We start from the raw sequence: 23,220 nt of genomic DNA, 5'->3' as shown, positions 1-23,220 counted from the left end.
ACTCAGGCCCGGGTCAGCGGCGGGCGGCCGCCGCCGGCTTGGGCAGGGTGCAGCCCGGCCGGTTCAGGTCGATCTTGTTGCCCGCGCCGACGCACGGGACGATGGTGTACGTCTGCTGGCCGTAGTTGATGCCCTGGCGGACGGTGACCTTGCCGTTCTCGTCGACCTCGCAGGGGTTGTTGTCGGTGCAGCGCTGACCGTCCTCGTTGCCGGTGTTGTTGAGGGCCACGACCTTGCCGGTCTGGTCGTCGATCACCGGCGAACCGGAGGTCCCGCCGATCGTCTGGCACGCGGAGGTGTAGCGGACCGAGTCCTTCCAGGTCCACTGCCCCTCCTTCAGACGGTAGGCGAAGCCGTCGATGTTGCACTTGTACATGCGCTTCCAGTAGCCGGAGGCGACGGTGATGGCCCGGCCCGCCGTCGGCCGCGCGGAGTCGATCTCCAGGGCCTTGATGCCGTAGCGGCTCTCTATGTCGCGGTAGGTGCTGGTGAGTTCGTACAGCGAGACGTCGTTGTCGGTCATCGTGCCGTACGCGATCTTGCTGGCGCGCACGGTGCCCGCGTTGCCGCCACTGGCGTTCAGGAGCGTGAAGCTGCGGCTGGACGCGCGGTTGACGATGACCTGCCCGGGGCCCGGGAAACCGGTCTCCAGACAGTGGCCGTTGGACATCACGAGCGCGCGGTCGGTGGGCTGCGAGCTGGGCACGCGCACGACGGAGCCGGAGCAGTTGCTCAGCGCCACGGTGCCCGCGAAGGTCACGGCCTTCGCCTTCGCCCCGGCCACGGGCTGCGTCCGTACGACCTGCTTGTCGGCCGTCGGCGCCTCGTTGGTGACGGCGGCCGCGGGCAGTGCCGTCGCGCCGAGGAGCAGCGCGGTGAAGACGGCACCGACGAGAGGCTTGTTCATGTGGGGGTCCCCTCTGGAATGACTGCATGACCGGGGGACCAACCGACCCCCCAGTTTTGTCATGCGCATTCTTGAGCCACCCGACCCCTGGGAACAAGGGTGCGCCCCGAAGGGGCGCGGGGCTGTGACATCGTGCGGCTCCGCCGCGGGGCGCGACGAGCCCGAGACGGCCCGCACCCGGGAGAACAGCGGAACCACCCCGGCTCCCACCGTCCGAGGCGCCCCCGCCAGAGATAGGCTCGGGGGCATGCAGGTGATCCAGTCGACCAAGCTCGCCAACGTCTGTTACGAGATCCGGGGCCCCGTGCTCGAGGAGGCGATGCGGCTCGAAGCAGCAGGTCACCGCATCCTCAAGCTCAACACGGGCAACCCCGCGGCCTTCGGCTTCGAGTGCCCGCCGGAGATCCTGGAGGACATCCTCCGCAACGTCGGCGACGCACACGGATACGGCGACGCCAAGGGCCTCCTCGCCGCCCGCCGCGCCGTGGTGATGCACAACCAGACCCTCGGCATCGAGACCGACGTCGAGCACGTCTTCATCGGCAACGGCGTCTCCGAGCTGATCGTGATGGCCATGCAGGGCCTGCTCGACGACGGCGACGAGGTCCTGGTCCCGGCGCCGGACTACCCGCTGTGGACCGCCGCGGTCTCCCTCTCCGGCGGCACCGCCGTGCACTACCGCTGCGACGAGCAGGCGGACTGGATGCCGGACCTCGCCGACGTCGAGCGCAAGATCACCGACCGCACCAAGGCGCTCGTGATCATCAACCCGAACAACCCGACCGGGGCGGTCTACGACGAGGCGATGGTGCGCGGCCTGACCGACATCGCCCGCCGCCACAACCTCCTGGTCTGCTCGGACGAGATCTACGACAAGATCCTCTACGACGGCGCCACGCACACCCCGACCGCCGCCCTCGCCCCCGACCTGCTGACGCTCACCTTCAACGGCATGTCGAAGGCGTACCGCGTGGCCGGGTACCGCGTCGGGTGGATGTCCGTATCGGGCCCGAAAGCCCACGCCTCCTCCTACATCGAGGGCCTGACGATCCTCGCGAACATGCGCCTGTGCGCGAACATGCCGGGGCAGCACGGCGTGGTCGCCGCCCTCAGCGGGCGCCAGACCATCAACGACCTCGTCCTGCCCGGCGGCCGCCTCCTCGAACAGCGGGACACGGCGTACGACCTGCTCACCCAGATCCCCGGCGTGACCTGCGTGAAGCCGAAGGGGTCGCTCTACCTCTTCCCGCGTCTCGACCCGAAGGTCTTCAAGGTCAAGGACGACCGCCGGCTGGTGCTCGACCTGCTGCGCGCCGAGAAGATCATGGTCGTCCACGGCACCGGCTTCAACTGGCCCGAGCCCGACCACTTCCGCATCGTCACCCTGCCCACGGCGAAGGACCTGGCGGAGGCGGTGACCCGGATCGGGTCGTTCCTGGACGGCTACAGCCAGCCCTAGGGCCTGTCCGGTGGGTCGGCGTGGAGCAAGGAGCGGCCACTGGTGCGTGCGATCGCAAGGCGCCGGGATGTCCTCGTAGCGGAGCTACTAGGACATTTCGGCAACGCGGCGAGCGTGCGTTCCAGGCGTCGCGACGCCGCGCCGACCCATCGGACAGGCCCTAGCGCGGCGGGCGGCGGGGCCCGGGCCCGGCCGGCCCGGACCCCGCCCAGGATCGGACTCAACTTTAGACAGAATCTAATTCAAGAGTTAAGCTGGGTGCTCTACAGCTTGGAGACCCATCTCATGTACGAGCCGATCCGCACCAAGTCGGTCCACACGATGGCCGACCCGGGCGACTTCCCGCACCGCAGCCGCGAGGAGGAGCTGGACATCCAGCTCGCCGGGCACCTCGCCGCGCTGCTCGCCGTCACCGACGAGCTGCGCGTCCTCGCCCCCGACCCCGCTCTCGACGCGGCGGCCGAGCGCCTCGCGGCCCAGGTCGCCCGCCTGCGCGGGGGCCGGCCGCCGGTCCGCTCCGCGGTTGCCGCCGCCATCCACGAGCCCCATCTGTCCGCCCTGCACCAGCGCGCCCACGCCCTCGCGGGCCGCGCCCTGGTGGTCGCCGCGTCCCGCGCGGACACCGGGGCGGCGATCCTGGCCGCCCACCGCATGGAGGCCCACGCCCAGGCCACGGAGCTGGTCGGAGCCTGACCTCTCTCCCCACCACCCGCCCGGCCCCGGTCCCGCCCACCCGCCCCCTCCCAGGGGACGGGTGACCGACAACTCGCAAGCCAGGCCTCACCCGGCCGGTCGGGCCCTCACGGGCGGGCGGGTGGGAGACCCCGCCGCGGCAGCGGCGGGGCAGCGGCGGGGCAGCCGACCGACGGACGTGCAAGCCGCCAGGTCGGGGCCACCCCGGCCCGCCGGGGCAGCACGGGTGGGCGGTGGGAAAGGAAGGCGTCAGCCCAGGCGCGCGACCAAGGCGCGGTACTCGTCCCACAGCTCCTTCGGCGTATGGTCACCGAAGGTGTTGAGGTGCTCGGGCACGAGCGCCGCCTCCTCGCGCCAGACCTCCTTGTCCACCGTGAGGAGGAACTCCAGGTCGGCCGCGGGCAGTTCGAGCCCGTCCGTGTCGAGGGACTCGGGCGTCGGCAGCACGCCGATGGGGGTCTCGACGCCCTCGGCGGTGCCCTCCAGGCGGCCCACGATCCACTTCAGGACGCGGCTGTTCTCACCGAAGCCGGGCCACACGAACTTGCCCGCCTCGTTCTTGCGGAACCAGTTCACGTAGTAGATCTTCGGCAGCTTGGACTGGTCCTTGTCCTTGGCCACGTCGACCCAGTGCGCCATGTAGTCGCCCATGTTGTACCCGCAGAAGGGCAGCATGGCGAACGGGTCGCGGCGCAGCTCGCCGACCTTGCCCTCGGCGGCGGCCGTCTTCTCGGAGGCCACGTTCGCGCCGAGGAAGACGCCGTGGTTCCAGTCGAAGGACTCGGTGACCAGCGGCACCGCGGAGGCGCGGCGCCCGCCGAAGAGGATGGCCGAGATCGGCACGCCCTTGGGGTCCTCCCACTCGGGCGCGATGATCGGGCACTGCGCCGCGGGCGTGGTGAAGCGGGCGTTCGGGTGGGCGGCGGGGGTCGCGGACTCCGGCGTCCAGGAGTTGCCCTTCCAGTCCGTCAGGTGCGCCGGGGTGTCCTCGGTCATCCCCTCCCACCACACGTCGCCGTCGTCGGTCAGCGCGACGTTCGTGAAGACGCTGTTGCCCCACAGCGTCTTCATCGCGTTGGCGTTGGTGTGCTCGCCGGTGCCGGGCGCGACGCCGAAGAAGCCGGCCTCGGGGTTGATCGCGTACAGCTGACCGTCCTCGCCGAAGCGCATCCAGGCGATGTCGTCGCCGATGGTCTCGACGGTCCAGCCGGAGATCGTGGGCTCCAGCATGGCGAGGTTCGTCTTGCCGCAGGCGCTCGGGAAGGCCGCGGCGACGTACTTCGAGGCGCCCTGCGGCGGCGTCAGCTTGAGGATCAGCATGTGCTCGGCGAGCCAGCCCTCGTCGCGGGCCATGACCGAGGCGATGCGCAGGGCGTAGCACTTCTTGCCGAGCAGGGCGTTGCCGCCGTAGCCCGAACCGTACGACCAGATCTCGCGCGACTCCGGGAAGTGCGAGATGTACTTCGTGGAGTTGCACGGCCAGGGCACGTCCGCCTGGCCGGGCTCCAGCGGGGCGCCGAGCGTGTGCACGGCCTTGACGAAGAACCCGTCGGAGCCCAGCTCGTCCAGGACCGGCCGGCCCATTCGGGTCATCGTGCGCATGGACACGGCGACGTACGCCGAGTCGGTGATCTCGACGCCGATCGCGGACAGCGGCGAGCCGAGCGGGCCCATGCAGAAGGGCACGACGTACAGGGTCCGGCCGCGCATGGAGCCGCGGAAGATCCCCTTCTCCCCCGCGAAGACGTCCCGCATCTCCGCCGGGTCCTTCCAGTGGTTCGTCGGCCCCGCGTCCTCCTCCTTCTCGGAGCAGATGAAGGTGCGGTCCTCGACGCGCGCGACGTCCGTGGGGTCGGAGGCCGCGTAGTAGGAGTTCGGCCGCTTGATCGGGTCCAGCTTCTTGAAGGTGCCCTTGGCCACCAGCTCCTCGCACAGGCGCTCGTACTCGGCCTCGGAACCGTCGCACCAGACCACGCTGTCCGGCTGGGTCAGTTCGGCGATCTCGTTCACCCAGGAGATGAGCCCCTGGTGGTCGGTGGGGAGGGTGCCCGCGGGCTGCGAGGAATGCGAGGACTGCGAAGACTGCGAAGAGAGGGGAGCCGCGATATCGCGCGCCACGATTGCTCCTATACGAGGGGTTTTGAGTTGGGGGCCCCGTGGGGGCTGCGACCCGGACGCTTCACTGCATTTCGATCTTCTGGCGCTCATCCGGTGCCGACCGCACTCATTTGATCATCCGTCCCGGTTGCGCATCTGTCCAGAGGGCTTCACACGTGAGCGGCGTGAGCATGGCCACTTGTATGATGGGATTCCGCCGCTTTGATACGTAACTTACGGTTCCGTAGGTACGATGCGGCGCATGACCGCTCACGTCCCCGACGCGATCACGAGTTCCGCCGCAGGTGACCCCGGTTCCGCGGGCCCCGCAGGCGAGGTCGCCGCCGCAGTCCTCGAGCCCGTCGCCGCGGCCGTGCGGCCGGTGAAGCCCAAGCTGCGCGGCTGGCTGCACGCCGGAATGTTCCCCGCGGTGCTGGTGTCCGGCCTCTTCCTGACCGCGCTCGCCGACTCCACCCGCGGCCGTGTCGCCTGCGGGATCTATGTCCTGACGGCCTGTCTCCTGTTCGGCGTCAGCGCGCTCTACCACCGGGGTGACTGGACACCCCGCGTGGACCGCGTCCTGCGCCGCCTCGACCACGCCAACATCTTCCTGATCATCGCGGGCACGTACACCCCGCTGACCATGCTCCTGCTGCCCGGCGCCAAGGGCCAGTGGCTGCTGTGGGGCATCTGGGCCGCGGCCGCCGCGGGCATCGTGTTCCGCGTCTTCTGGGTCGGCGCCCCGCGCTGGCTCTACACGCCCTGCTATCTGGCGATGGGCTGGGCCGCCGTCTTCTTCCTGCCCGACTTCCTGCGCGCGGGCGGGATCGCCGTCCTCGTCCTGGTCGTCGTCGGCGGCCTGCTCTACAGCGCGGGCGGTGTGGTCTACGGCTTCAAGCGCCCGAACCCCTCCCCGCGCTGGTTCGGCTTCCACGAGGTCTTCCACTCCTTCACCCTCGCCGCCTTCGCCGTCCACTACGTGGGCATCTCCCTGGTGGCGTACCAGCACGCCTGACGCGCCACGGGGGCGGACGCGCCCCGGGCTCCCTCCGGGGGCCGCGGCCCCGGCCGCGGCCCCTTTCACGTGCGCCGCGCCCGACAAGGCCGCCATGACGGCCGCCGCACGCACCCCGCCACCCGCCGCCACGCCGTGCCTGCGGGAGCGGAAGAAGCTGGCGACGCGCCTCGCCATCCGCACCGCCACCTACCGCCTCATCCGCGAGCAGGGGTACGACGCGACGACGGTGGAGCAGATCGCGGAAGCCGCCGAGGTGTCCCCCTCTACGGTCTTCCGCTACTTCCCCACCCAGGAGGACATCGTCCTCACCGACGAGCACGACCCGCTGATCGAGGACGACCTGCGCGCCCGGCCCGCGGACGAGCCGGTCCTCGACTCGCTGCGGTACGCGCTGCACCGGGCGGTCGGCATCGGCTTCGGCGAGGGGCCGGAGGTCTCCCGGCCGCGCGCCCGGCTGCCGGCCGAGGTGCCCGCCGTGCGCGCCCGGATGATGCGGACCTGGTGGACCGCGCCCTGACCACGTTGGCCAAGGGCCTCACGAGCTGACATCCCGAGGCCGCCGCCGGACGCCCCGTGCCATCCTGACCCCATGAACGGTCCGGAGATCCTCATCGACTTCGCCCCCGGTCTCGCCGTGTTCGTCGCGCACGGGCGCAGGGGCCGCCCCACCCCGGCCGTCACCGACGGCGTCTCCTCGCTCGGGCACGTCGTGGAGTCGCTCGGGGTGCCGCTCACCGAGGTCGGGGCCCTGGTCGTGGACGGGCGCGAGGTGCCCGCAGGACACGTGCCCGCGGCGGGCCAGCACGTCGAGGTGCGGGCCGTGCCGCGCCCGCAGCGCCTCGCGCGAGACCCCGGGGAGCCGCTGCGGTTCCTGCTCGACGTGCATCTGGGCACACTGGCCCGCCGGTTGCGGCTGCTCGGCGTGGACACGGCGTACGAGAGCACCGACATCGGCGACCCGGCGCTCGCCGCGCGGTCCGCCGCCGAGCGGCGCGTCCTGCTCAGCCGGGACCGGGGGCTGCTGCGCCGCCGCGAGCTGTGGGCGGGCGCGTACGTCTACAGCGACCGGCCCGACGACCAGCTGCGGGACGTCCTGCACCGCTTCGCTCCGCGCCTGGCCCCCTGGACGCGCTGCACCGCGTGCAACGGCACGCTGCGCGCGGCCCGCAAGGAGGACGTGGCGGAGCGTCTGGAGGGCGGCACGCGCGGGACGTACGACGTGTTCGCCCAGTGTCCGGCGTGCGGGCGGGTGTACTGGTGCGGCGCCCACCACGAGCGGCTCGACGCCGTGGTGCGGTGGGCCCTGGAGGAGACGAAGGGGCTCCCGGCCCCCGGCTGAGCCGGGCGGAAGCCGTGCCCCGGCACGGAAGAACCGGGGCTCGAAAGGCCGCCGCCTCTCGAACCCCGGTTCTCCCGTCACTCGGTGCCCCGCCGCTCAGCGGCGGTGCGGGCTAGTTGCCCCAGGTGCCCTGGTTCACGGCGCAGTTCCAGCCGTTGCCGCGGACCTGGAACTTCACCTTGTAGCTGTTCTTGTTCAGCAGGCGGGTGCGGACCTGGACGCCCAGCTTGGCCTTGCCGCTGAAGGACTTGTCGTAGACGGTGATGGACTTCGACGTCTTGTGGGTGATCTTGCCGCCCTTGGGGGTGGCCCGGCCGAAGCGGATGTTCTTGACGTTGGTGACGGTGAACTTCACCTTCGAGAACTTCTTGTTGCTCTTGTTCTTGATGCCGAAGTACAGGCCGTTGCCCGTCACCCAGCCGCCACGGCCGATGTAGAAGCGGGACGTGTAGACGATGTCGATCGGGCAGCCGGCGCTGGTCGCAGCTGCGAACGGCGCGGCGCTGCTCGGCTTGTCTGCGGACGCGGAGCGCTGGGTGGCGTCACCCGACGCGGAGGCGGTGCCGGCGAGGCCGAGCTGGGCGGCGGTGATGAGCCCGGCCGTGCCCAGGGCTGCTGCGGTCGTACGCGTCATGCGGTTCACTGCGGTGAGTACCTCTCCCCCGGTGCCCCTGCTGGGGCCAACTGACAGAACGATGCCAAACATTCACAGCGGCTCCTTACGCCACTGCGACGCCCGTATTGGTATCACGCCGATGGTCACACAAGGAGCACAAGGTGCCCGCCCGGCCGCGGCCGTGACAGAAGCAGGACAATCGGCAGGCATCCCGGGGAGCTGATTCACCGTCCGGGGCCGGCCGGCGGCGCAGCGCAGCGCTCCTGCTCGGCGCCCGCGCGCAGCGACCCGGCCCAACGATCCGGCCCGGCGCTCCCGCTCAGCGCAGCGCGCCCAGGGCCGCCGCCAGCTCGGCCGGGTCCGTCGTCGGCCGGTCGCACACGAAGTCCCGGCACACGTACGCCGTCTCCCGGTCCGTCACCGGGGCGCGGCCCGCGAGCAGCGGCAGCTCCCCGTCCGCGGGGCCGACCGCCACCGCGGCGCCCGGCGCGGTGCCGAGCAGCGCGACCCGGTGCATCGGGCCGTCCACCGCCCCCACCACGGCGACCTCGCGCGGCCCGTCGAGCGCGGCCTCGGCGACGGCGAGGCCGTGCCCGATGAACCGCGGCGCGCGCGGCGCGAGGGCCTTGACCACGCCGAGGGCCCGCTCGGCCGCGCGCCGGTGCGGTGCGGCGCCGGTGTGCGCGGCGTAGGTGAGCAGCGCCCCGGCGGCGGCGGTCCAGCCGGAGGGCGCCGCGTTGTCGGTGGGGTCCTGCGGGCGCCGGATGAGGCGCTCGGCGTCGGCCGCGGTGTCGTACAGGGCGCCCGTCTCGTCGTCGGTGAACTGCGCCAGGACGTGGTCGAGGAGCAGGCCCGCGAACTCCAGCCACACCCCCTCGCCGGTCACCGCCGCGAGCGCGAGGAAGCCCTCGGCGACGTCGGCGTAGTCCTCCAGGACACCGGCGTTGGCACCGGCGCGGCCGTCCTTGGAGGTGCGGGCGAGCCGGGCCCTGTCGTCCATGTGGAGGCGCACGAGCAGATCGCCCGCGCCGACGGCGGCGGCCACCAGGTCGGGCCGGTCGAAGTAGGCGCCGGTCTCGGCGAGCGCGGCGACGGCCAGGCCGTTCCAGGCGGCGACCACCTTGTCGTCCCGGCCGGGGGCGGGGCGCAGGGCACGGGCCGCGAGGAGGCGCTCGCGCACGGAGGCCACCCGCTCGGCGTCGGCGACCACGCCGTCGCGCTGCGGCAGTTGGAGGACGGACGCGCCCTCCTCGAACGTGCCCTCATCGGTGACGCCGAAGTAGGCGGCGGCCAGCTCGGCGTCCGCGTCGCCGAGGACCTCGCGCAGCTGCTCGGGGGTCCAGACGTAGTACGCGCCCTCCACGGAGCGGCCGCTGGCGTCGGCGCTGTCGGCGTCCAGCGCGGAGGCGAAGCCGCCCTCGTTCGTGCGCAGCTCGCGGACCATGAAGTCGGCGGTCTCCAGGGCCACCCTGCGGGCCAGTTCGGAGCCGGTGGCGCGCCACAGGTGGGCGTAGGCGCGGCACAGCAGGGCGTTGTCGTACAGCATCTTCTCGAAGTGCGGCACGACCCATTCGCGGTCCACCGAGTAGCGGGCGAAGCCGCCGCCGAGCTGGTCGTAGATGCCGCCGCGCGCCATGCGCTCGCAGGTGTCGGCGGCCATCTGGAGGGCGCCTTCCGCGCCGGTGCGGGCGTGGTGGCGCAGCAGGAACTCGATGACCATGGACGGCGGGAACTTGGGCGCGCCGCCGAAGCCGCCGTGCCGCTCGTCGTAGTCGCGGGTGAGGCCGAGCAGCGCCTTGGCGAGGTCGTCCTCGCCCGGCCCGCGGTCGTCGCCGAGGGCCAGTTGACGCTCCGACAGATCCTTGACGATCTTCGACGCGACCTCGGCGACCTCCTCGCGCCGGTCCTCCCACGCCCGTCGTACGCCGTCGAGGACCTGCGGGAAGGACGGCATGCCGTGGCGCGGCTCGGGCGGGAAGTAGGTGCCGAAGTAGAAGGGCTCGGCGTCGGGGGTGAGGAAGACGGTCATGGGCCAGCCGCCCTGGCCCGTGGCGGCCTGCACGGCTTCCATGTAGACGGCGTCGACGTCGGGGCGCTCCTCGCGGTCCACCTTGACGTTCACGAAGTTCTCGTTCATCAGCGCGGCCGTCGCGCCGTCCTCGAAGGATTCGTGCGCCATGACATGACACCAGTGGCAGCTCGCGTACCCGACGGACAGCAGCACGGGGACGCCGCGCTCGCGGGCGGCGGCGAACGCGTCGGCCGACCACGGCCACCAGTCGACGGGGTTCTCGGCGTGCTGGAGGAGGTAGGGGGACGTCTCGTGGGCCAGTCGGTTCGCCATGACCCCATCCTCGCGCACGCGGCGCCCGATCCGCGCTCTCCCTCGCGTCCGTCGCGCGTTCGCAGGACACTGACACGTACATGTAGAGGCGATGGGGTACGTGCACCCGTGCAGGGCGGGGCGCGCGGACACGTGCCACGCGAGGGCAGGCGGGCACGGGCACGCGCGAGGGCGGTGTCACGTGCTCCTCTTTGAGGGGGACCACATGCGGGACAGCCACCGGGCCGAAGCCGAGCGCCTGTTGGCACGGGCGGTCGAGGAAGAGGTCCGGCGCACCGGCGGCCGCACCGACGGGAACGTACTCCTGTCGCGGGCACGGGCCTCCCTCGACGCCATGGAGCAGACGGCGGCGGAGGAGTACGAGGCGTACACGCGGGCCCTGGACGAGTCCGCGGCCGGGCAGCTGACGTTCGGTCAGCGGTACGCCAAGGAGGCGGCGGGGACGCCCCTGCTCGTGGTGGCGGTCGCCGCCGTGGCCGCGTGCGTGGCCGATCTGGCGCTCGGCACGGGCGGCGGCACGGCGCTCGGCGCGGGCGGCGTGGTCGCGGTCGCCGGGTTCGCCGCGACCGTGGCGAAGGTGACGGCGTCCCACGTCCCCGCGGCGCAGCGGCACGCGGGCACGGTCCACCAGCCCGGCGGGCCCGAGCAGCTGCGGCTCCAGTGGCTGACGGCGCTGGAGGTGCGGGGCATCAGGCCGTTCCTCGACCAGCAGCGGGTGCTCACGGCGGCGACGGCGGGCGGCGTCGGCGGTACGCGCCCGGGGCAGCAGAAGCGGGCGCCCCAGCTGCGCGGCGCCGACAAGAGCGCGGCCGCGCGGAGACGTACCGTACTGGAGCAGTCGTTCGCCCAGCTCCCGCAGCCGCAGGGCGAGTTCGCGGGCCGCAGGGCCGAGCTGGGGCGGATCGCGCAGTGGGTGCACGCGGCCCGGGCCAGCACCCAGACCAAGCCGACCGTGGTGGTCCTTCACGGCGCGCCGGGGTCGGGCCGCTCCTCGCTCGCGGTGCGGGCCGCGCACGACGTGAAGGACCAGTTCCGCGGGGCCTGCGTGGTGGACCTGCGCGGCGAGAGCCCGGACACGCCGCCGCTGTCCACGCGCGACGCGCTCCTGCACCTGCTCAACCGGCTCGGCGCCCCGCGCGAACAGCTCCTCTTCCGCGAGCGCTCGACGCAGGAACAGCAGGTCAAACGGCTCAGCGAGGTGTACCACCAGCACCTCACCGGGCTTGAGGTCGTCATCGTCCTGGACGACGCGAGCGACCCCGAGCAGGTGCGCACGCTGGTGCCCGAGCGCTCCGACAGCCTCGTCCTCGTCACCGCGCGGGAGCCCCTCGACCTGCCCGCCGACCTGCCCGCGTGGGTGCACGAGATCGCGGTGGAGGCGCTGGACGACGCCGGGGCCGAGCAGCTCATCCGGCAGGTAGCGCAGGACCTGCCGGAGCCGTACGACGCCCAGTCCCTTGACCTGCTGCGGGAGCTGTGCGCAGGGCTGCCGCTCGCGCTGCGCGTGGCGGGCTCCGCGCTCGGTCCGCGCACGCCCGAGGCGCTCGTCGCCGACCTCGGCGCGTACGGGCCCGTCGAGCCGGTCGAGCGCACCCTGTGGCTGCGCTACGCCGACCAGGCCGAGCCCGCGCGCCGCTTGCTGCGGCGCCTGGCGCTCGCCGGGCGGGCCTCGCTCGGCACCGCGGCGGCGGCCGCGCTGCTCGGCGCCGACGAGCAGGAGGCGGCCCGGCAGCTCACCGCGCTGTGCCGGGCGGGCCTCCTCGACCAGGTGCGCGCCAGCCGCTACCGGCTGCACGACAGCGTCCGCTCCTTCGCCCAGGCCCGGCTCGCCGACGAGGAGGATCCCGCCGAGCGCGGCGCCGCGCAGGAACGTCTCATCGTCAGCTACGGCGAGCTGGCCGACGCCGTGATCCGCCTCGTCGACGGCAAGACGTCCACGCGCGCGGACCACTTCGGGCAGCACGGCTTCACCTCACTGGACGCGGCGCTTCGCTGGCTCGACGACGAGTCGAGCTTCATCACCGCGGCCCTGCGGCACGCCGAGGGCGTCGAGCCCCGGGCCGTGCTCGGCCTGCTCGGCGCGCTGTGCGACTACTGCCTGCTGCGCGGCGACCTCTACCGCCTGGGCGAGATCAGCGAGCTGGCGCAGGCGGTCGACCAGGGTCTGCTCGGCAGGAACGTGAAGTGGCGCACCGGCATCGCGGCCCGTCACCTGGGTGAGCTGGACCAGGCCAGGTCCACCCTCGCCTCCGTCGTGGACCTCTACTTCGAGGCCCACCAGGACGCGGGCGCGGCCCGTGCCCTCGGCTCCCTCGGCATCACCCTGCACCACCAGGGCAACCTCACCGAGGCCGCCGCCCGGCTCCGCGAGGCCCTGGACCTCCAGGTCGCGGACGAGCTGGCGGGCGACCGGGCCTGGACCCTGCACGCGCTCGCCGCCGTGGAACGGGACCGCTCCCGCCTTTCCGAGGCCCAGGAGATGCTGCTCACGGCCCTCGACCTGCACCGCGAGAGCGAGTCCGTGCACGGCGAGGCCTGGACGCACTTCCAGCTCGGACAGGTGTGCCTGCGCATGGGCGACGTACCGCGCGCGGAGAGCGAACTGCGCCAGGCGCTCGATCTGTACGGGCGCACGCGGGACGCGCGCGGCGAGGCCTGGGCGCTCACCCAGATCGCCCGCGCCCGGCTCGTGGCGGGCGACCCGTCCCCCGCGGTCGACGGCCTGCGCCAGGCGGTCTCCCGGCACCGCGACAACGAGGACGCGCGCGGCGAGGCCTGGTCCCTGTACTACCTGGGCCAGGCCCTGGAGGAGACCGGCGTCCTCGACCAGGCGGTACGGGAACTTGAGCGGGCCCGCACCATGTTCTCCCGCATGCGGGACGTCTACGGCCTGGCCTGCGCACGCCACCACTCGGCCCGCGTCACCCGCGACCAGCGCGCCGCCCAGACCGGCTCGCTGCGCAACTCCGGCTTCGCCCGGCAGCTCCTGGTGGACGCGCGGGCCGACTTCCAGCGTATCGGCGTCGCCCACGGCGAGGGCTGGACGTGCCTCGAACTCGCCGTCATCGACGCGGGCAACGCCCGTACGCAGGCGGCCCTCGCCCTGTGCGACGACGCCATCTCCCTCTTCGCCTCGTACGGCGACCGGCGCGGCGAGGACTGGGCGCACTTCCTGCGCGCCACGCTCCTGCCGTACGCGTCCCCCGGCGGCTGGGACATCGGTGTCGCCGTCGCCCAGGAGGAGCTGGCCCAGCTCGCCCGCGCCGCGCATCCGCTGCGGGACGCCAAGCTCGACGGCTACACGGAGGCCTACGAGCTGTTCCTGGAGCGGAAGGCGGAGCTGGAGGCCGGCTGGCAGGGGTGGCGGCTCGGCATGACGCCCGACCGGCACGCCAGGGAGATCATGGGTGTTTCGGTGACGCGCCCTCAGTAAGCGCGCGATAGTGGGGAGTTGAGCGGCCGGGCCGGCGAAGGGGGGTGGGCGCGTGGGCGGCTGGGTGCCGGACGCGCGCGGGCCGTTCGCCGGGCCGCGGCACGAGGAGGACCTGCCCGCGCCGGTGCGCGACTTCCTGCGGCGGCCCTGGGGGCCCGCGCTCCTTGAGCTGTACGGCCCCGAGCCGCGGCGCACGGCGGCGTTCGCGGCCCGCTTCGCCCGCTTCGGCCGGGACGCGGCGACGCGGTGGCGGTCCGATACCGTCTGGCTCGCGGTGGGGCCGACCGACGTGGCGGCGCCGGAGAGGCTGCTGCTGCGGCTGCTCGAACAGACCCTCAAGGAGGACTGGCCGTACGACGATCCGGCGCACGGTCTTTCCGCCTTCCGGGTGGCCGAGCCCGAGCTGCTGCCCGCGGCGCTGACCGTGCTGTGCCGGGCCCGCCTCGCGCTGCGGCGGTGGACGGTGGTGCTCGACGGGGTGCCCGACGGCGAGCCGGGAGACGCGCTGCTCCTCCTGGCCGGACAGCTCGTCCTGGACACGCCGTCCCGCGTCGTCGCCGTGTCGCACCGCCCGCACGCCGAGGCCGGGCCGGGCTGGTCCCGGAGCGAGGTGGAGGCGGCCGCCCCCGACGTACCGGGCAGGCCGCTCGGGCCCCTGGCGCTGAAGCTGCTCGCCGCCGTCACGTCCTGGGAGGGCGACGAGTTCGAGGCGACGGTGGCCGGCGCGCTCTGCGCGGACGTGCCGATGACGGCCCGGCAGCGCGACGCGGCGCTGCGGGAGCTGACCGCCCACGGACAGCTCCAGCAGACGCGGCCCGCCTGGTACCGGTGCGCCGGCGGTCGCACCCCATACGGGAGCGCGGCCAAGGACCGGGCGCTCGCCCGCGCCGTGCTCGACGGCACGGCGGACCCACGCCAAGGAGCCGACGCGTACATCGATCTGGCGGTACGGCTCCTGCGCCGGGGCGCCCCGGAGGGCCCGGCCCTCCTGGACCGCCTGGAACCCCTGCTGATCACCGAGCAGGGCATCTTCCGGCTCCTGCGGGCCAAGCAGACCCTGTGGCGCGCGACCGGCGGCTGGAAGCCCCTGTGCGTCACGGCAGCCGTGGCCGTCCGGGAGACGGGCGCGCCCCGGCAGGCCCTGGACACGCTGGAGCGGCTCAGCGCCCCACGTGCTGTCAGGGAAATCGCCGTCACCATGCGCTACTTGGGGGAGCTGCCCTTCGCCATGGGCGCCCTCGACGCCCTTGAGGTGTCCGCCCCCGGGCCGCGCCCCGCTCCGGACGGCTGGCTCCTGCACACGCGGGCGGCGATCCAGTGCGACCAGGGGCGCCTGAAGGGCGCGGACCGGCTCCTGCGGCGGGCCGTGGAGGCACACCAGGTGCGCGGGGACGTGCGCGGCGAGGCCTGGGCCGTGCACCACTACGGCCGCCTGCGGCTGCTGCGCGGCGACGTGGAGGAGGCCCGCAAGGTCCTGGAGGACGCCCGGAACAGGTTCACCGGGCTCGGCGACGTCCAAGGCGTGGCCTGGACCGGCACCGAGCTGGGCAAGGCGGCCCTGGTGCGCGACGACTTCCTGGCGGCCGTCGAGAGCCTGACCGAGGCCCGGGGGGCGCACCACGCGAACGGGGACGTGCGGGGCAGGTCGTGGGCGGAGCTGTATCTGGGGGTGGCTCACGCGGTCTCGGGCGATCCCGCCGAGGCCGAGCGCTGCCTCCAGCACGCACGTGCCGGACTGTCGGACCTCCCGGACCTGCTGGGGGAGGCGTGGGCCGACCACTATCTCGGCCTTCTGCCGAGGGAGAGCCTCACCGCGTCCCCGGACAGAGACGGCTCGCTCCTGTCGGCCCTGTCGGACTTCCGGCGGGCGGACTGCCCCCACGGAGCGGCGTGGACACTCCTGGAGCAGGCGCTGCTGCACCCGCGCAGCCGCAGGAACCTCAAGTGGCTGGCACTCAACGGCCCACGCGTCACCGCTCTGGAGCTGTTCGAGACCATCGACGACCCCTCAGGCCTGCGCTGGACCGACGGACGGACACCGGCCGGCCCCATCCCCCTCACCGCCCGCCTCACCCTCCCCGAACCCGGCACGGACTTCGACCACGCCGCCCTGTCCCCCGCCGCCCACGCGCGCGTCCGCCTCACACTGCTCGACGACCGCTCCACCGCCGGGAGCGCGTCCCGGATCGCCCTGCGGATACAGCCCGGCCCCGAGCACCCCTGGTCCGGCGGGAGCACCGCCGCGCTGCCCTGGCTCACCGTCCGCGCCACCCCGCTCACCGGCGCCGACGTCGAGCCCGCGCACGCGGTGACGCTGCGGCCCTCGCCCCGCGAGGCGGACGCCGCCGAGTTCCTGTTCACGCCCCGCCGCGCGGGCCGGCACCGGCTGCTGTTCACCGTCGAGCACCTGGAGACGGCGACCGTGCTCCAGGAGGTCGAGACGTACATCGACGTCGTCGAGGGCGACGGCGAGGACCCCCGCTCCGGCCGGGCGCCCGAAGCCCTGCGGAGGTCCTGAGCCCCATGGCCCACGACCTGCCCGCCCGCGTCGTCCAGGACCCGAGCCACGGCTACACCCGGCTGCCCCGGCACGTCATCCGCCACCCCGACCTCGTCGTCGGCTTCGACGCGCGGCGCGAGGACGAGCCCATGCGGGCCCGGATGTACGGGCCCGCCGTGCCGTCGCTCAGCGGCTCCGAGCACACGGTGACGCTGCGGGTGCGGCCCGGCGAGGTACGGGCCGTGGCGGCACGCCTGCGGCAGGTGTGGAAGGACGAGTTCGTGGCGCTGCGGCCGGTGGGCGCGGACGGGCTCCCGCGCGGCGCGCCCTTCCCGTACGCGAGCCGCGTCGACCTCACCGGCGAACCCCGGCCCGAGCTGCGCGCCGCGCTCGGCCGGCTCGCCCTGAACGGCGCGCAGCTGCTCTTCGACGTGCTCCTCGGCGGCGAGGACGAGTCCCTGAAGCTGTTCCGCGGCTTCCTCGCGGACGCGCTGGGCCGCGAGGCGCCGCTGCGCGTCCGCTTCCACTCCGACCTGTTCCTGCCGTGGCCCATGCTGTGCCTGCCGGCCGCCCCCGAAGAGCGCGATCCGCCCCTGGAGGAGGTGTTCGCCCGGTTCCTCGGCTACCGGCACCAGATCGAGCAGACCGGCGGCGACGCCTACGCGCGCGTGGCCGACGACCGCGACCCGCCGCCCCGCGCGGCCCCCGCCGTGAGCCTCAACCACGACACGGCCGTGGACGCGGCGGGCCTGACCCGGGCCGCCGAGGTCGCGGCCGCGCTCGCGGCGGGCGGCGACCTGGTGGAGCGCACCACCCGGCAGGAGCTGGAGCACGCCCTGGGCGACCGGCTCCTCGACGAGCAGCTGATGTACTTCTGGTGCCACGGCCACTTCACCGCCTCCGGCGACGAGGCCCCGTACCTCGTCCTGAAGCTGACCGACCAGCTCGCCATCGACGGCTACACGCTGCGCGCCCACCGCCCGCCGTCGCGCGCCTGCGTGCCCTTCCGCCCCTTCGTGCTGCTCAACGCCTGCTACGCGGGGCTGCCCGGCAACGCCGACCTGGCCTATCTCGGCCGGGCCCTGTTCGACGCGGGCGCGTGCGGGGTGCTCGGGCCGCAGATCGAGATGCCGCAGCGGTTCGCCGCCGAGTACGCGCTCGCGTTCGTCACCCGCTACCTGGCGGGCGAGGAGACCGCGGGCGCGATAGCCCACGCCCTGACCCGGCACTTCGCCGACACCTGGCACAACCCGCTGGGCCTCGCGTACGCGCTGCACAGCGGCATGGACAGCAGGCTGGAGCGGACCGCGTGACGGCGCCCGGCGGCGGGGCCGAGGGGATGCGCGTCGTCGACCTCGACGAGCGCGGCTGGCCGCTGCGGGCCACGCGCGACGGGCCGCGGCCCGTGCCGCCGCCCGGGCTCCTCGACCATTTCGCGGCACGGCTCACCCCGCCGTCGTGGGCGACGGACGTCGTCGTGTACGTGCACGGGTGGCAGACCTCGCCCACGTCGTCCCGGCAGGCCGTGGACGAACTGCTCGGCCTGGCGGGACGACAGCTCGCACGCAGGCCGGAGCTGTACCCGCGGCTCGCCGGGACGGCCGGGATGGCCGGGGCGCGGCCCGGCGGGGCCGCGGGGCGGGGGTTCGCGCCCTGGCCGGTGCTGATCCGCTGGCCGTCCCGGTCATGGCCGTCCCTCGGCGGCTACCGCCGCGTCCGCGACCGCGCGCACGCCATGAGCACCGAGGGGCACGCGGCCGGCGTCATCGGGCAGTTGCTCGGCTATCTGGACGCCCAGCGCGGCGACCCGCGCGCGGCGCCGGTCCTGGCCGGGCGGGGCGGGCAGTACCTGCACCTCGTCGGGCACTCCTTCGGCTGCCGCTTCCTCTGCGAGGCGGTGCAGTGGGCGGCCGGGCCCCCGGGCGGCACGCTCGGCTGGAGCACGCCCGCGCCGCGGGGGCGGCCGTTCACCGTGGACTCGATGCTGCTGTTCCAGATGGCCGCGCCGCGCGACGCCTTCGCCGAGACGTTCACGGAGCTTGCCGGGGCGCCGCTGCGCGGCCCGGTCGTGGCGACGTACGCGCAGGGCGACCGGGCCACCGGCTTCTGGCACCTGCGGGCCGAGAAGCGGACGGGCATCGGGCACGCGGGCATCGGCACGGCGCCCGCGCCCGTCTCCGGCGTCCGGATGCGCGGGACGGGCGACGCCTATCCGCACGCCGCCCTCGACCACCGCTTCGTCAGCGTCGACGCGAGCCATGTGTTCGTGCGCGGGCGCGGCCCGGCGGGCGCGCACTCCGACCATCTGCGCCCGGAGTCCGCGCACCTGCTGCTGTCACTGGCGGACCACTCGCGCTGACCCCGCCGGACGGCTCCGCGGGGTCAGCCCCGCTCGGACCTCGCCTGGGACTTCGCCCCGGCGTCGGCCGGCTCCCCGGAACGGGACGCCGCGTCGGCGCCCGGCTCCGGGGACTCCTTGAAGTCGACCTTGCTCATGTGCCGGTTCATGGACTTCATCAGCCGCCACACGGCAAGGGCCATCACCGCGAAGACGATGAAACCGAGGACACCGGGAGTCACCTTGTTCTCGTCCACCTCCTTGGCGAGGGGGACGAGATGCGTCATTGCCAGGCTTGCGCTCATTTAGGCATTGTCGCGGATGCCCGCGAAGAGGTCGTCCTCGGGGAGGGAGGTATCGACGAGAGACTTCGCCAGCTCGTACTCCTCCGTGGGCCAGACCTCCTTCTGGACGTCCATCGGGACCCGGAACCAGCCGCCGTCGGGGTCGATCTGCGTGGCGTGCGCGATCAGCGCCTTGTCGCGGATCTCATAGAACTCCGCGCACGGCACGTGCGTGGTGAGCGTGCGCTCGACCCGCTCGAACTCGTCCCAGCGCTTCAGCCACTCGCCGTACGGCGACTCCAGGCCGCGGTCCAGCATCGCCTGGTGCAGGGCCTCGGTGCGGGGGCGGTTGAAGCCCTGGTTGTAGTAGAGCTTCTGCGGCTGGAAGACCGGGCCGAACTCGCCCTCCGGGTACTTCTCGCCGTCCGCCGCGCCCTCGAAGGCCACCATCGAGATCTTGTGGGTCATGATGTGGTCGGGGTGCGGATACCCGCCGTTCTCGTCGTACGTGGTGATGACCTGCGGGCGGAACGAGCGGATCTGCTTCACCAGCTCGCCCGCCGCCTTGTCCACGTCCTCCAGGGCGAAGCAGCCCTCCGGCAGCGGCGGCAGCGGGTCGCCCTCGGGCAGGCCCGAGTCCACGAAGCCCAGCCACTCCTGCTTGACGCCGAGGATCTCGCGGGCCTCGTCCATCTCCTTCTTGCGGACCTCGTGGATGTGCTCCTGGATGTAGGTGTCGCCCTGGAGCTTGGGGTTGAGGATGTCGCCGCGCTCGCCGCCCGTGCACGTCACGACGAGCACGTCCACCCCCTCGGACACGTACTTGGCCATGGTGGCCGCGCCCTTGCTCGACTCGTCGTCGGGGTGGGCGTGAACGGCCATCAGTCGAAGCTGCTCAGTCAAGACTCGATCCTCGATGAATTTGGGCGCCCTCGGTCATCCACTGCAATGGGCGGCTTCTATAGTGACGGAATCGGGGGGTGGAAAATTCCGGCACCCCTGTCCAGTGTCCAGTGGAGGACGAGCATGACCGCGGTCAGCGGCCCTGACACGAGCGGCACCGCTCCCCGGCCCCCGGAGGGCCGCTACGGCGCCTCCCGCACCGCCGACCAGCGCGCCGACCGCAAGCTCAAGGCCGTGGGCGCGGTGCTCGGTGTCCTGCTGCTCGCCGTCGTCGGCTGGTTCGGCTACGACTCCCTCGCGGGTACGAAGATCAACGCCGAGATCATCAAGTGGGACGCCGTCTCCGCCAAGGCCGTCGAAGTCCACCTGGAAGTGCGCAAGGACGCCGGCGCGAAGGGTTACTGCACGCTGCGCGCGCAGGCCGAGAGCGGGGCCGAGGTGGGCCGCGCGGACTTCCGCTTCGACCAGGAGCAGGACCGCGTCGACAAGACGGTCACCCTGCGCACCACGGAACAGGCCACGAGCGCGTCCCTGGTCTCCTGCCACACGGACTGAGAAAGACCCTGCCGCACGCAGCCCGCTTTCCCCTGGGGGCAGGCCGGTGTGAGCGGGTGGGAAGACCCCGCCGGCAGGGCCTCGGCGTGCGGGTGGCGGGGACCAAAACAGGGCAGCTACCTGCGCTGACGTGTCTCTGACGCCATATGTCCTCCCCCTGGGGCACCGAAATTGTTAGGCTCGTGGTTTCGCCCACCCATAAGGGAACATCCTTCTGGGTAGGGCGATGCTTTGTATTCAAGGACCTACGAGGAGCACCTGTGACCCAGACCAGCGAGAACGTCACCTGGCTGACCCAGGAGGCGTACGACAAGCTCAAGGAAGAGCTTGAGTACCTGTCTGGTCCCGCGCGCACCGAGATCGCAGCCAAGATCGCGGCAGCACGCGAGGAGGGCGACCTGCGCGAGAACGGCGGGTACCACGCGGCCAAGGAGGAGCAGGGCAAGCAAGAGCTCCGCGTCCGCCAGCTGACGCAGCTCCTGGAGCACGCCAAGGTGGGCGAGGCGCCCGCCGAGTCCGGTGTCGTCGCCCCCGGCATGGTGGTCACGATCGCCTTCGACGGCGACGAGGACGACACCGTGACCTTCCTGCTGGCCTCCCGGGAATACGCGAGCAGCGACATCGAGACGTACTCGCCGCAGTCCCCGCTCGGCTCCGGCGTGAGCGGCAAGAAGATCGGCGAGGACGCGCAGTACGAGCTGCCGAACGGCAAGCTCGCCTCGGTCAAGATCCTGGAGGCCAAGCCCTACCAGGGCTGAGCCCGCCCCGGCCCCCGAAGCCCCCGGCACGCGCCGCGCGCCGGGGGCTTCGCCGTGCCCCCGGCGCGCGGCGTCAGGACGTCGCCGTGCGGTACTTGCGGACCGCGAGCGTGCGGAAGATCAGGATGATCAGGATCGAGTAGAGCACCGAGGCCCACACGGGGTGCTGCATGGGCCAGGCGTCGGACTGGGACACTCCGGGGTTGCCGAAGAGCTGGCGGCAGGCCTGGACGGTGGCGCTGAAGGGATTCCACTCGGCGAGGTGCCGCAGGAAGGCGGGCATGTTGCCGGAGTCCACGAACGCGTTCGAGATGAAGGTGACCGGGAACAGCCAGATCAGCCCGCCGGACGTGGCCGCCTCCGGGGTGCGGACCGACAGGCCGATCAGGGCGCCGATCCAGGTGAACGCGTACCCGGACAGGAGCAGCAGGCCGAAGGCGGCGAGCGCCTTGGGGACGCCCTCGTGGATCCGCCAGCCGACGAGGACCGCGACCACGGCGAGGACGAGCAGGGTCAGGGCGGTCTGCACCAGGTCGGCGATGGTGCGCCCGGTGAGGACGGCGCCGCGTGCCATGGGCAGCGAGCGGAACCGGTCGATCAGGCCCTTGTGCATGTCCTCGGCGATGCCCGCGCCCGCTCCGGCGGTGGCGAAGGTGACGGTCTGGGCGAAGATGCCCGCCATCAGGAAGTTGCGGTACTCCTCGGCACTGGTGCTAGTGCCGATCTTCATGGATCCGCCGAAGACATAGCTGAACAGGACGACGAACATCACCGGCTGGATCAGGCCGAACAGAATGATCTCGGGGATCCGGCTCATCCGGATCAGATTCCGCTTGGCGACGACGAGGGAGTCGCGGACGGACGCGCTCACGCCGCCCGCGGGCCTGGCGGCGGGTGCGGTGTCGCTGAGGGCGCTCACTTGTCGGCCTCCTTCCTGCGCTGGTCCTTGCCGCCCGCCCTGGTCTTCCCGGGGGCGGCGTCCGGGCCGTTCTCCTCCTCGACCTCGGCGATGTGGCCGGTCAGGGAGATGAAGACGTCGTCGAGGGTGGGGCGGCGCAGGCCGATGTCGTCGATCTCGATGCCGCGTGCGTCGAGGTCGCGGATGACCTCGGCGAGCAGCTTGGCGCCGCCGGTGACGGGCACGGTCAGCTTGCGCGTGTGCTGGTCGACGGCGGTCTCACCCTTGCCGAAGCCGGTGAGGATCTCCTGGGCGACGGGGATGTGGTCCCGCTCGTGCACGACGACCTCGACGCGCTCGCCGCCGGTCTGGGCCTTGAGCTGGTCGGAGGTGCCGCGGGCGATGACCCGGCCGTGGTCGATGACGCAGATGTCGTGCGCCAGGTGGTCGGCCTCCTCCAGATACTGCGTGGTCAGAAGCAGGGTCGTGCCGCCCGCGACCAGCTCCTGGATGACCTCCCACAGGGCCTGGCGGTTGCGCGGGTCGAGGCCGGTCGTCGGCTCGTCCATGAACATCACCGGCGGGGAGACGACGAGGGCCGCGGCGAGGTCGAGGCGGCGGCGCATGCCGCCCGAATACGTCTTGGAGGGGCGGTCGGCGGCGTCGCTCAGATTGAAGCGCTCGAGCAACTCGCCCGCCCGGGCCTTGGCCTGCTTGGTCGGCATCTGATAGAGCTGTCCGACCATCTGGAGATTCTCGCGGCCCGTCAAGTACTCGTCGACGGCGGCGAATTGACCGGAGAGTCCGATCGAACGCCGCACCTCGTTCGGATGCTTCAGTACGTCGATTCCGGCGACTACCGCGCGGCCGCTGTCGGGGGTCAGCAGGGTGGTCAGACAGCGGACGGCTGTCGTCTTTCCCGCGCCGTTCGGCCCGAGGAGGCCGAGCACGGTGCCTTCCGGGACATCCAGATCGACGCCGTCCAGAGCCCTTACGTCGCCGAAGGTCTTCACCAGACCTTCGGCGTAGATGGCGCCTGGCATAGGGAACTCCCATAGTTTGGGTCGGTACCTGGCGA

General features: G+C 72.7%; 18 protein-coding genes and 1 pseudogene. 11 read left to right on the top strand and 8 right to left on the bottom strand.

Annotation, left to right across the window (positions count from 1 at the left end; all coding sequences use genetic code 11):
* Positions 1–13: 13 nt before the first annotated feature.
* Positions 14–907 carry a S1 family peptidase gene (locus AC07GB_RS33620; protein WP_478852184.1) on the bottom strand — a complete coding sequence of 298 codons (894 nt, stop codon included), beginning with the start codon at positions 905–907 and terminating at the stop codon, positions 14–16.
* Positions 908–1,154: 247 nt separating this feature from the next.
* On the opposite strand from AC07GB_RS33620, the gene AC07GB_RS33615 reads away from it, so the two are divergent.
* Complete coding sequence (locus tag AC07GB_RS33615) at positions 1,155–2,366, top strand: pyridoxal phosphate-dependent aminotransferase (RefSeq protein WP_478852182.1); 1,212 nt, start codon at positions 1,155–1,157, stop codon at positions 2,364–2,366.
* Positions 2,367–2,651: 285 nt separating this feature from the next.
* The gene (locus AC07GB_RS33610; RefSeq protein WP_478852180.1) at positions 2,652–3,059 is read left to right on the top strand and encodes an SCO4983 family protein; all 408 of its coding nucleotides are present in this window, start codon (positions 2,652–2,654) and stop codon (positions 3,057–3,059) included.
* Between the two features lie 249 nt (positions 3,060–3,308).
* On the opposite strand, the gene AC07GB_RS33605 is transcribed toward AC07GB_RS33610, so the two are convergent.
* Positions 3,309–5,177 carry a phosphoenolpyruvate carboxykinase (GTP) gene (locus AC07GB_RS33605; RefSeq protein WP_478852178.1) on the bottom strand — a complete coding sequence of 623 codons (1,869 nt, stop codon included), beginning with the start codon at positions 5,175–5,177 and terminating at the stop codon, positions 3,309–3,311.
* 241 nt (positions 5,178–5,418) lie between these two features.
* Here AC07GB_RS33605 and trhA point away from each other — a divergent pair, with 241 nt between their 5' ends.
* From trhA to AC07GB_RS33590, 3 genes and pseudogenes are all read left to right on the top strand, one after another.
* Entirely contained in the window at positions 5,419–6,171 is a 753-nt protein-coding gene (gene trhA / locus AC07GB_RS33600) for a PAQR family membrane homeostasis protein TrhA (RefSeq protein ID WP_478852176.1), read from the top strand.
* Between the two features lie 94 nt (positions 6,172–6,265).
* Positions 6,266–6,673 (top strand): annotated as a pseudogene (locus AC07GB_RS33595) (TetR/AcrR family transcriptional regulator); the annotation flags it as partial.
* 90 nt (positions 6,674–6,763) lie between these two features.
* Positions 6,764–7,513, top strand: coding sequence for a Mut7-C RNAse domain-containing protein (locus AC07GB_RS33590; protein WP_478852174.1), 750 nt, complete (start codon positions 6,764–6,766; stop codon positions 7,511–7,513).
* Positions 7,514–7,625: 112 nt separating this feature from the next.
* On the opposite strand, the gene AC07GB_RS33585 is transcribed toward AC07GB_RS33590, so the two are convergent.
* Together AC07GB_RS33585 and AC07GB_RS33580 are read right to left on the bottom strand one after the other, a co-directional pair.
* Entirely contained in the window at positions 7,626–8,147 is a 522-nt protein-coding gene (locus tag AC07GB_RS33585; protein ID WP_478852172.1) for a hypothetical protein, read from the bottom strand.
* Between the two features lie 301 nt (positions 8,148–8,448).
* Complete coding sequence (locus AC07GB_RS33580; protein ID WP_478852170.1) at positions 8,449–10,473, bottom strand: thioredoxin domain-containing protein; 2,025 nt, start codon at positions 10,471–10,473, stop codon at positions 8,449–8,451.
* 205 nt (positions 10,474–10,678) lie between these two features.
* Here AC07GB_RS33580 and AC07GB_RS33575 point away from each other — a divergent pair, with 205 nt between their 5' ends.
* From AC07GB_RS33575 to AC07GB_RS33560, 4 genes are read left to right on the top strand one after another with little or no spacing between them, the layout of a single operon-like run.
* A complete protein-coding gene (locus AC07GB_RS33575; protein WP_478852168.1) occupies positions 10,679–13,906 on the top strand; it encodes a tetratricopeptide repeat protein in 3,228 nt (1,075 codons plus the stop codon).
* A gap of 52 nt (positions 13,907–13,958) precedes the next feature.
* The gene (locus AC07GB_RS33570; RefSeq protein ID WP_478852166.1) at positions 13,959–16,424 is read left to right on the top strand and encodes a hypothetical protein; all 2,466 of its coding nucleotides are present in this window, start codon (positions 13,959–13,961) and stop codon (positions 16,422–16,424) included.
* Between the two features lie 5 nt (positions 16,425–16,429).
* Complete coding sequence (locus tag AC07GB_RS33565; protein ID WP_478852164.1) at positions 16,430–17,719, top strand: CHAT domain-containing protein; 1,290 nt, start codon at positions 16,430–16,432, stop codon at positions 17,717–17,719.
* Positions 17,716–18,765, top strand: a complete 1,050-nt coding sequence (locus AC07GB_RS33560) for a hypothetical protein (RefSeq protein ID WP_478852162.1) — start codon at positions 17,716–17,718, stop codon at positions 18,763–18,765. The genes AC07GB_RS33565 and AC07GB_RS33560 overlap by 4 nt, the downstream gene beginning before the upstream one ends.
* A gap of 23 nt (positions 18,766–18,788) precedes the next feature.
* On the opposite strand, the gene AC07GB_RS33555 is transcribed toward AC07GB_RS33560, so the two are convergent.
* Together AC07GB_RS33555 and mca are read right to left on the bottom strand one after the other, a co-directional pair.
* Positions 18,789–19,049 (bottom strand): hypothetical protein, encoded by a 261-nt coding sequence (locus AC07GB_RS33555; RefSeq protein ID WP_478852160.1) that lies wholly within the window; start codon positions 19,047–19,049, stop codon positions 18,789–18,791.
* Positions 19,050–19,931, bottom strand: coding sequence for a mycothiol conjugate amidase Mca (mca, locus tag AC07GB_RS33550; RefSeq protein WP_242721937.1), 882 nt, complete (start codon positions 19,929–19,931; stop codon positions 19,050–19,052).
* A 123-nt stretch (positions 19,932–20,054) separates the two neighbouring features.
* Here mca and AC07GB_RS33545 point away from each other — a divergent pair, with 123 nt between their 5' ends.
* The gene (locus AC07GB_RS33545) at positions 20,055–20,486 is read left to right on the top strand and encodes a DUF4307 domain-containing protein (protein WP_478852158.1); all 432 of its coding nucleotides are present in this window, start codon (positions 20,055–20,057) and stop codon (positions 20,484–20,486) included.
* 260 nt (positions 20,487–20,746) lie between these two features.
* Positions 20,747–21,244, top strand: a complete 498-nt coding sequence (gene greA, locus AC07GB_RS33540; protein ID WP_478852156.1) for a transcription elongation factor GreA — start codon at positions 20,747–20,749, stop codon at positions 21,242–21,244.
* A gap of 73 nt (positions 21,245–21,317) precedes the next feature.
* On the opposite strand, the gene AC07GB_RS33535 is transcribed toward greA, so the two are convergent.
* Positions 21,318–22,163 (bottom strand): ABC transporter permease, encoded by an 846-nt coding sequence (locus AC07GB_RS33535; protein ID WP_478852154.1) that lies wholly within the window; start codon positions 22,161–22,163, stop codon positions 21,318–21,320.
* On the bottom strand, positions 22,160–23,185 hold the full coding sequence (locus AC07GB_RS33530) for an ATP-binding cassette domain-containing protein (RefSeq protein WP_478852152.1): 1,026 nt from the start codon (positions 23,183–23,185) through the stop codon (positions 22,160–22,162). Before AC07GB_RS33530 ends, AC07GB_RS33535 begins: the two co-directional genes overlap by 4 nt.
* Positions 23,186–23,220: the final 35 nt, after the last annotated feature.

The sequence above is a fragment of the Streptomyces sp. NPDC045778 genome (assembly GCF_056431945.1).
Note: the sequence above shows the minus strand (reverse complement) of the source record. Positions and strands in the feature narration are given on the sequence as shown.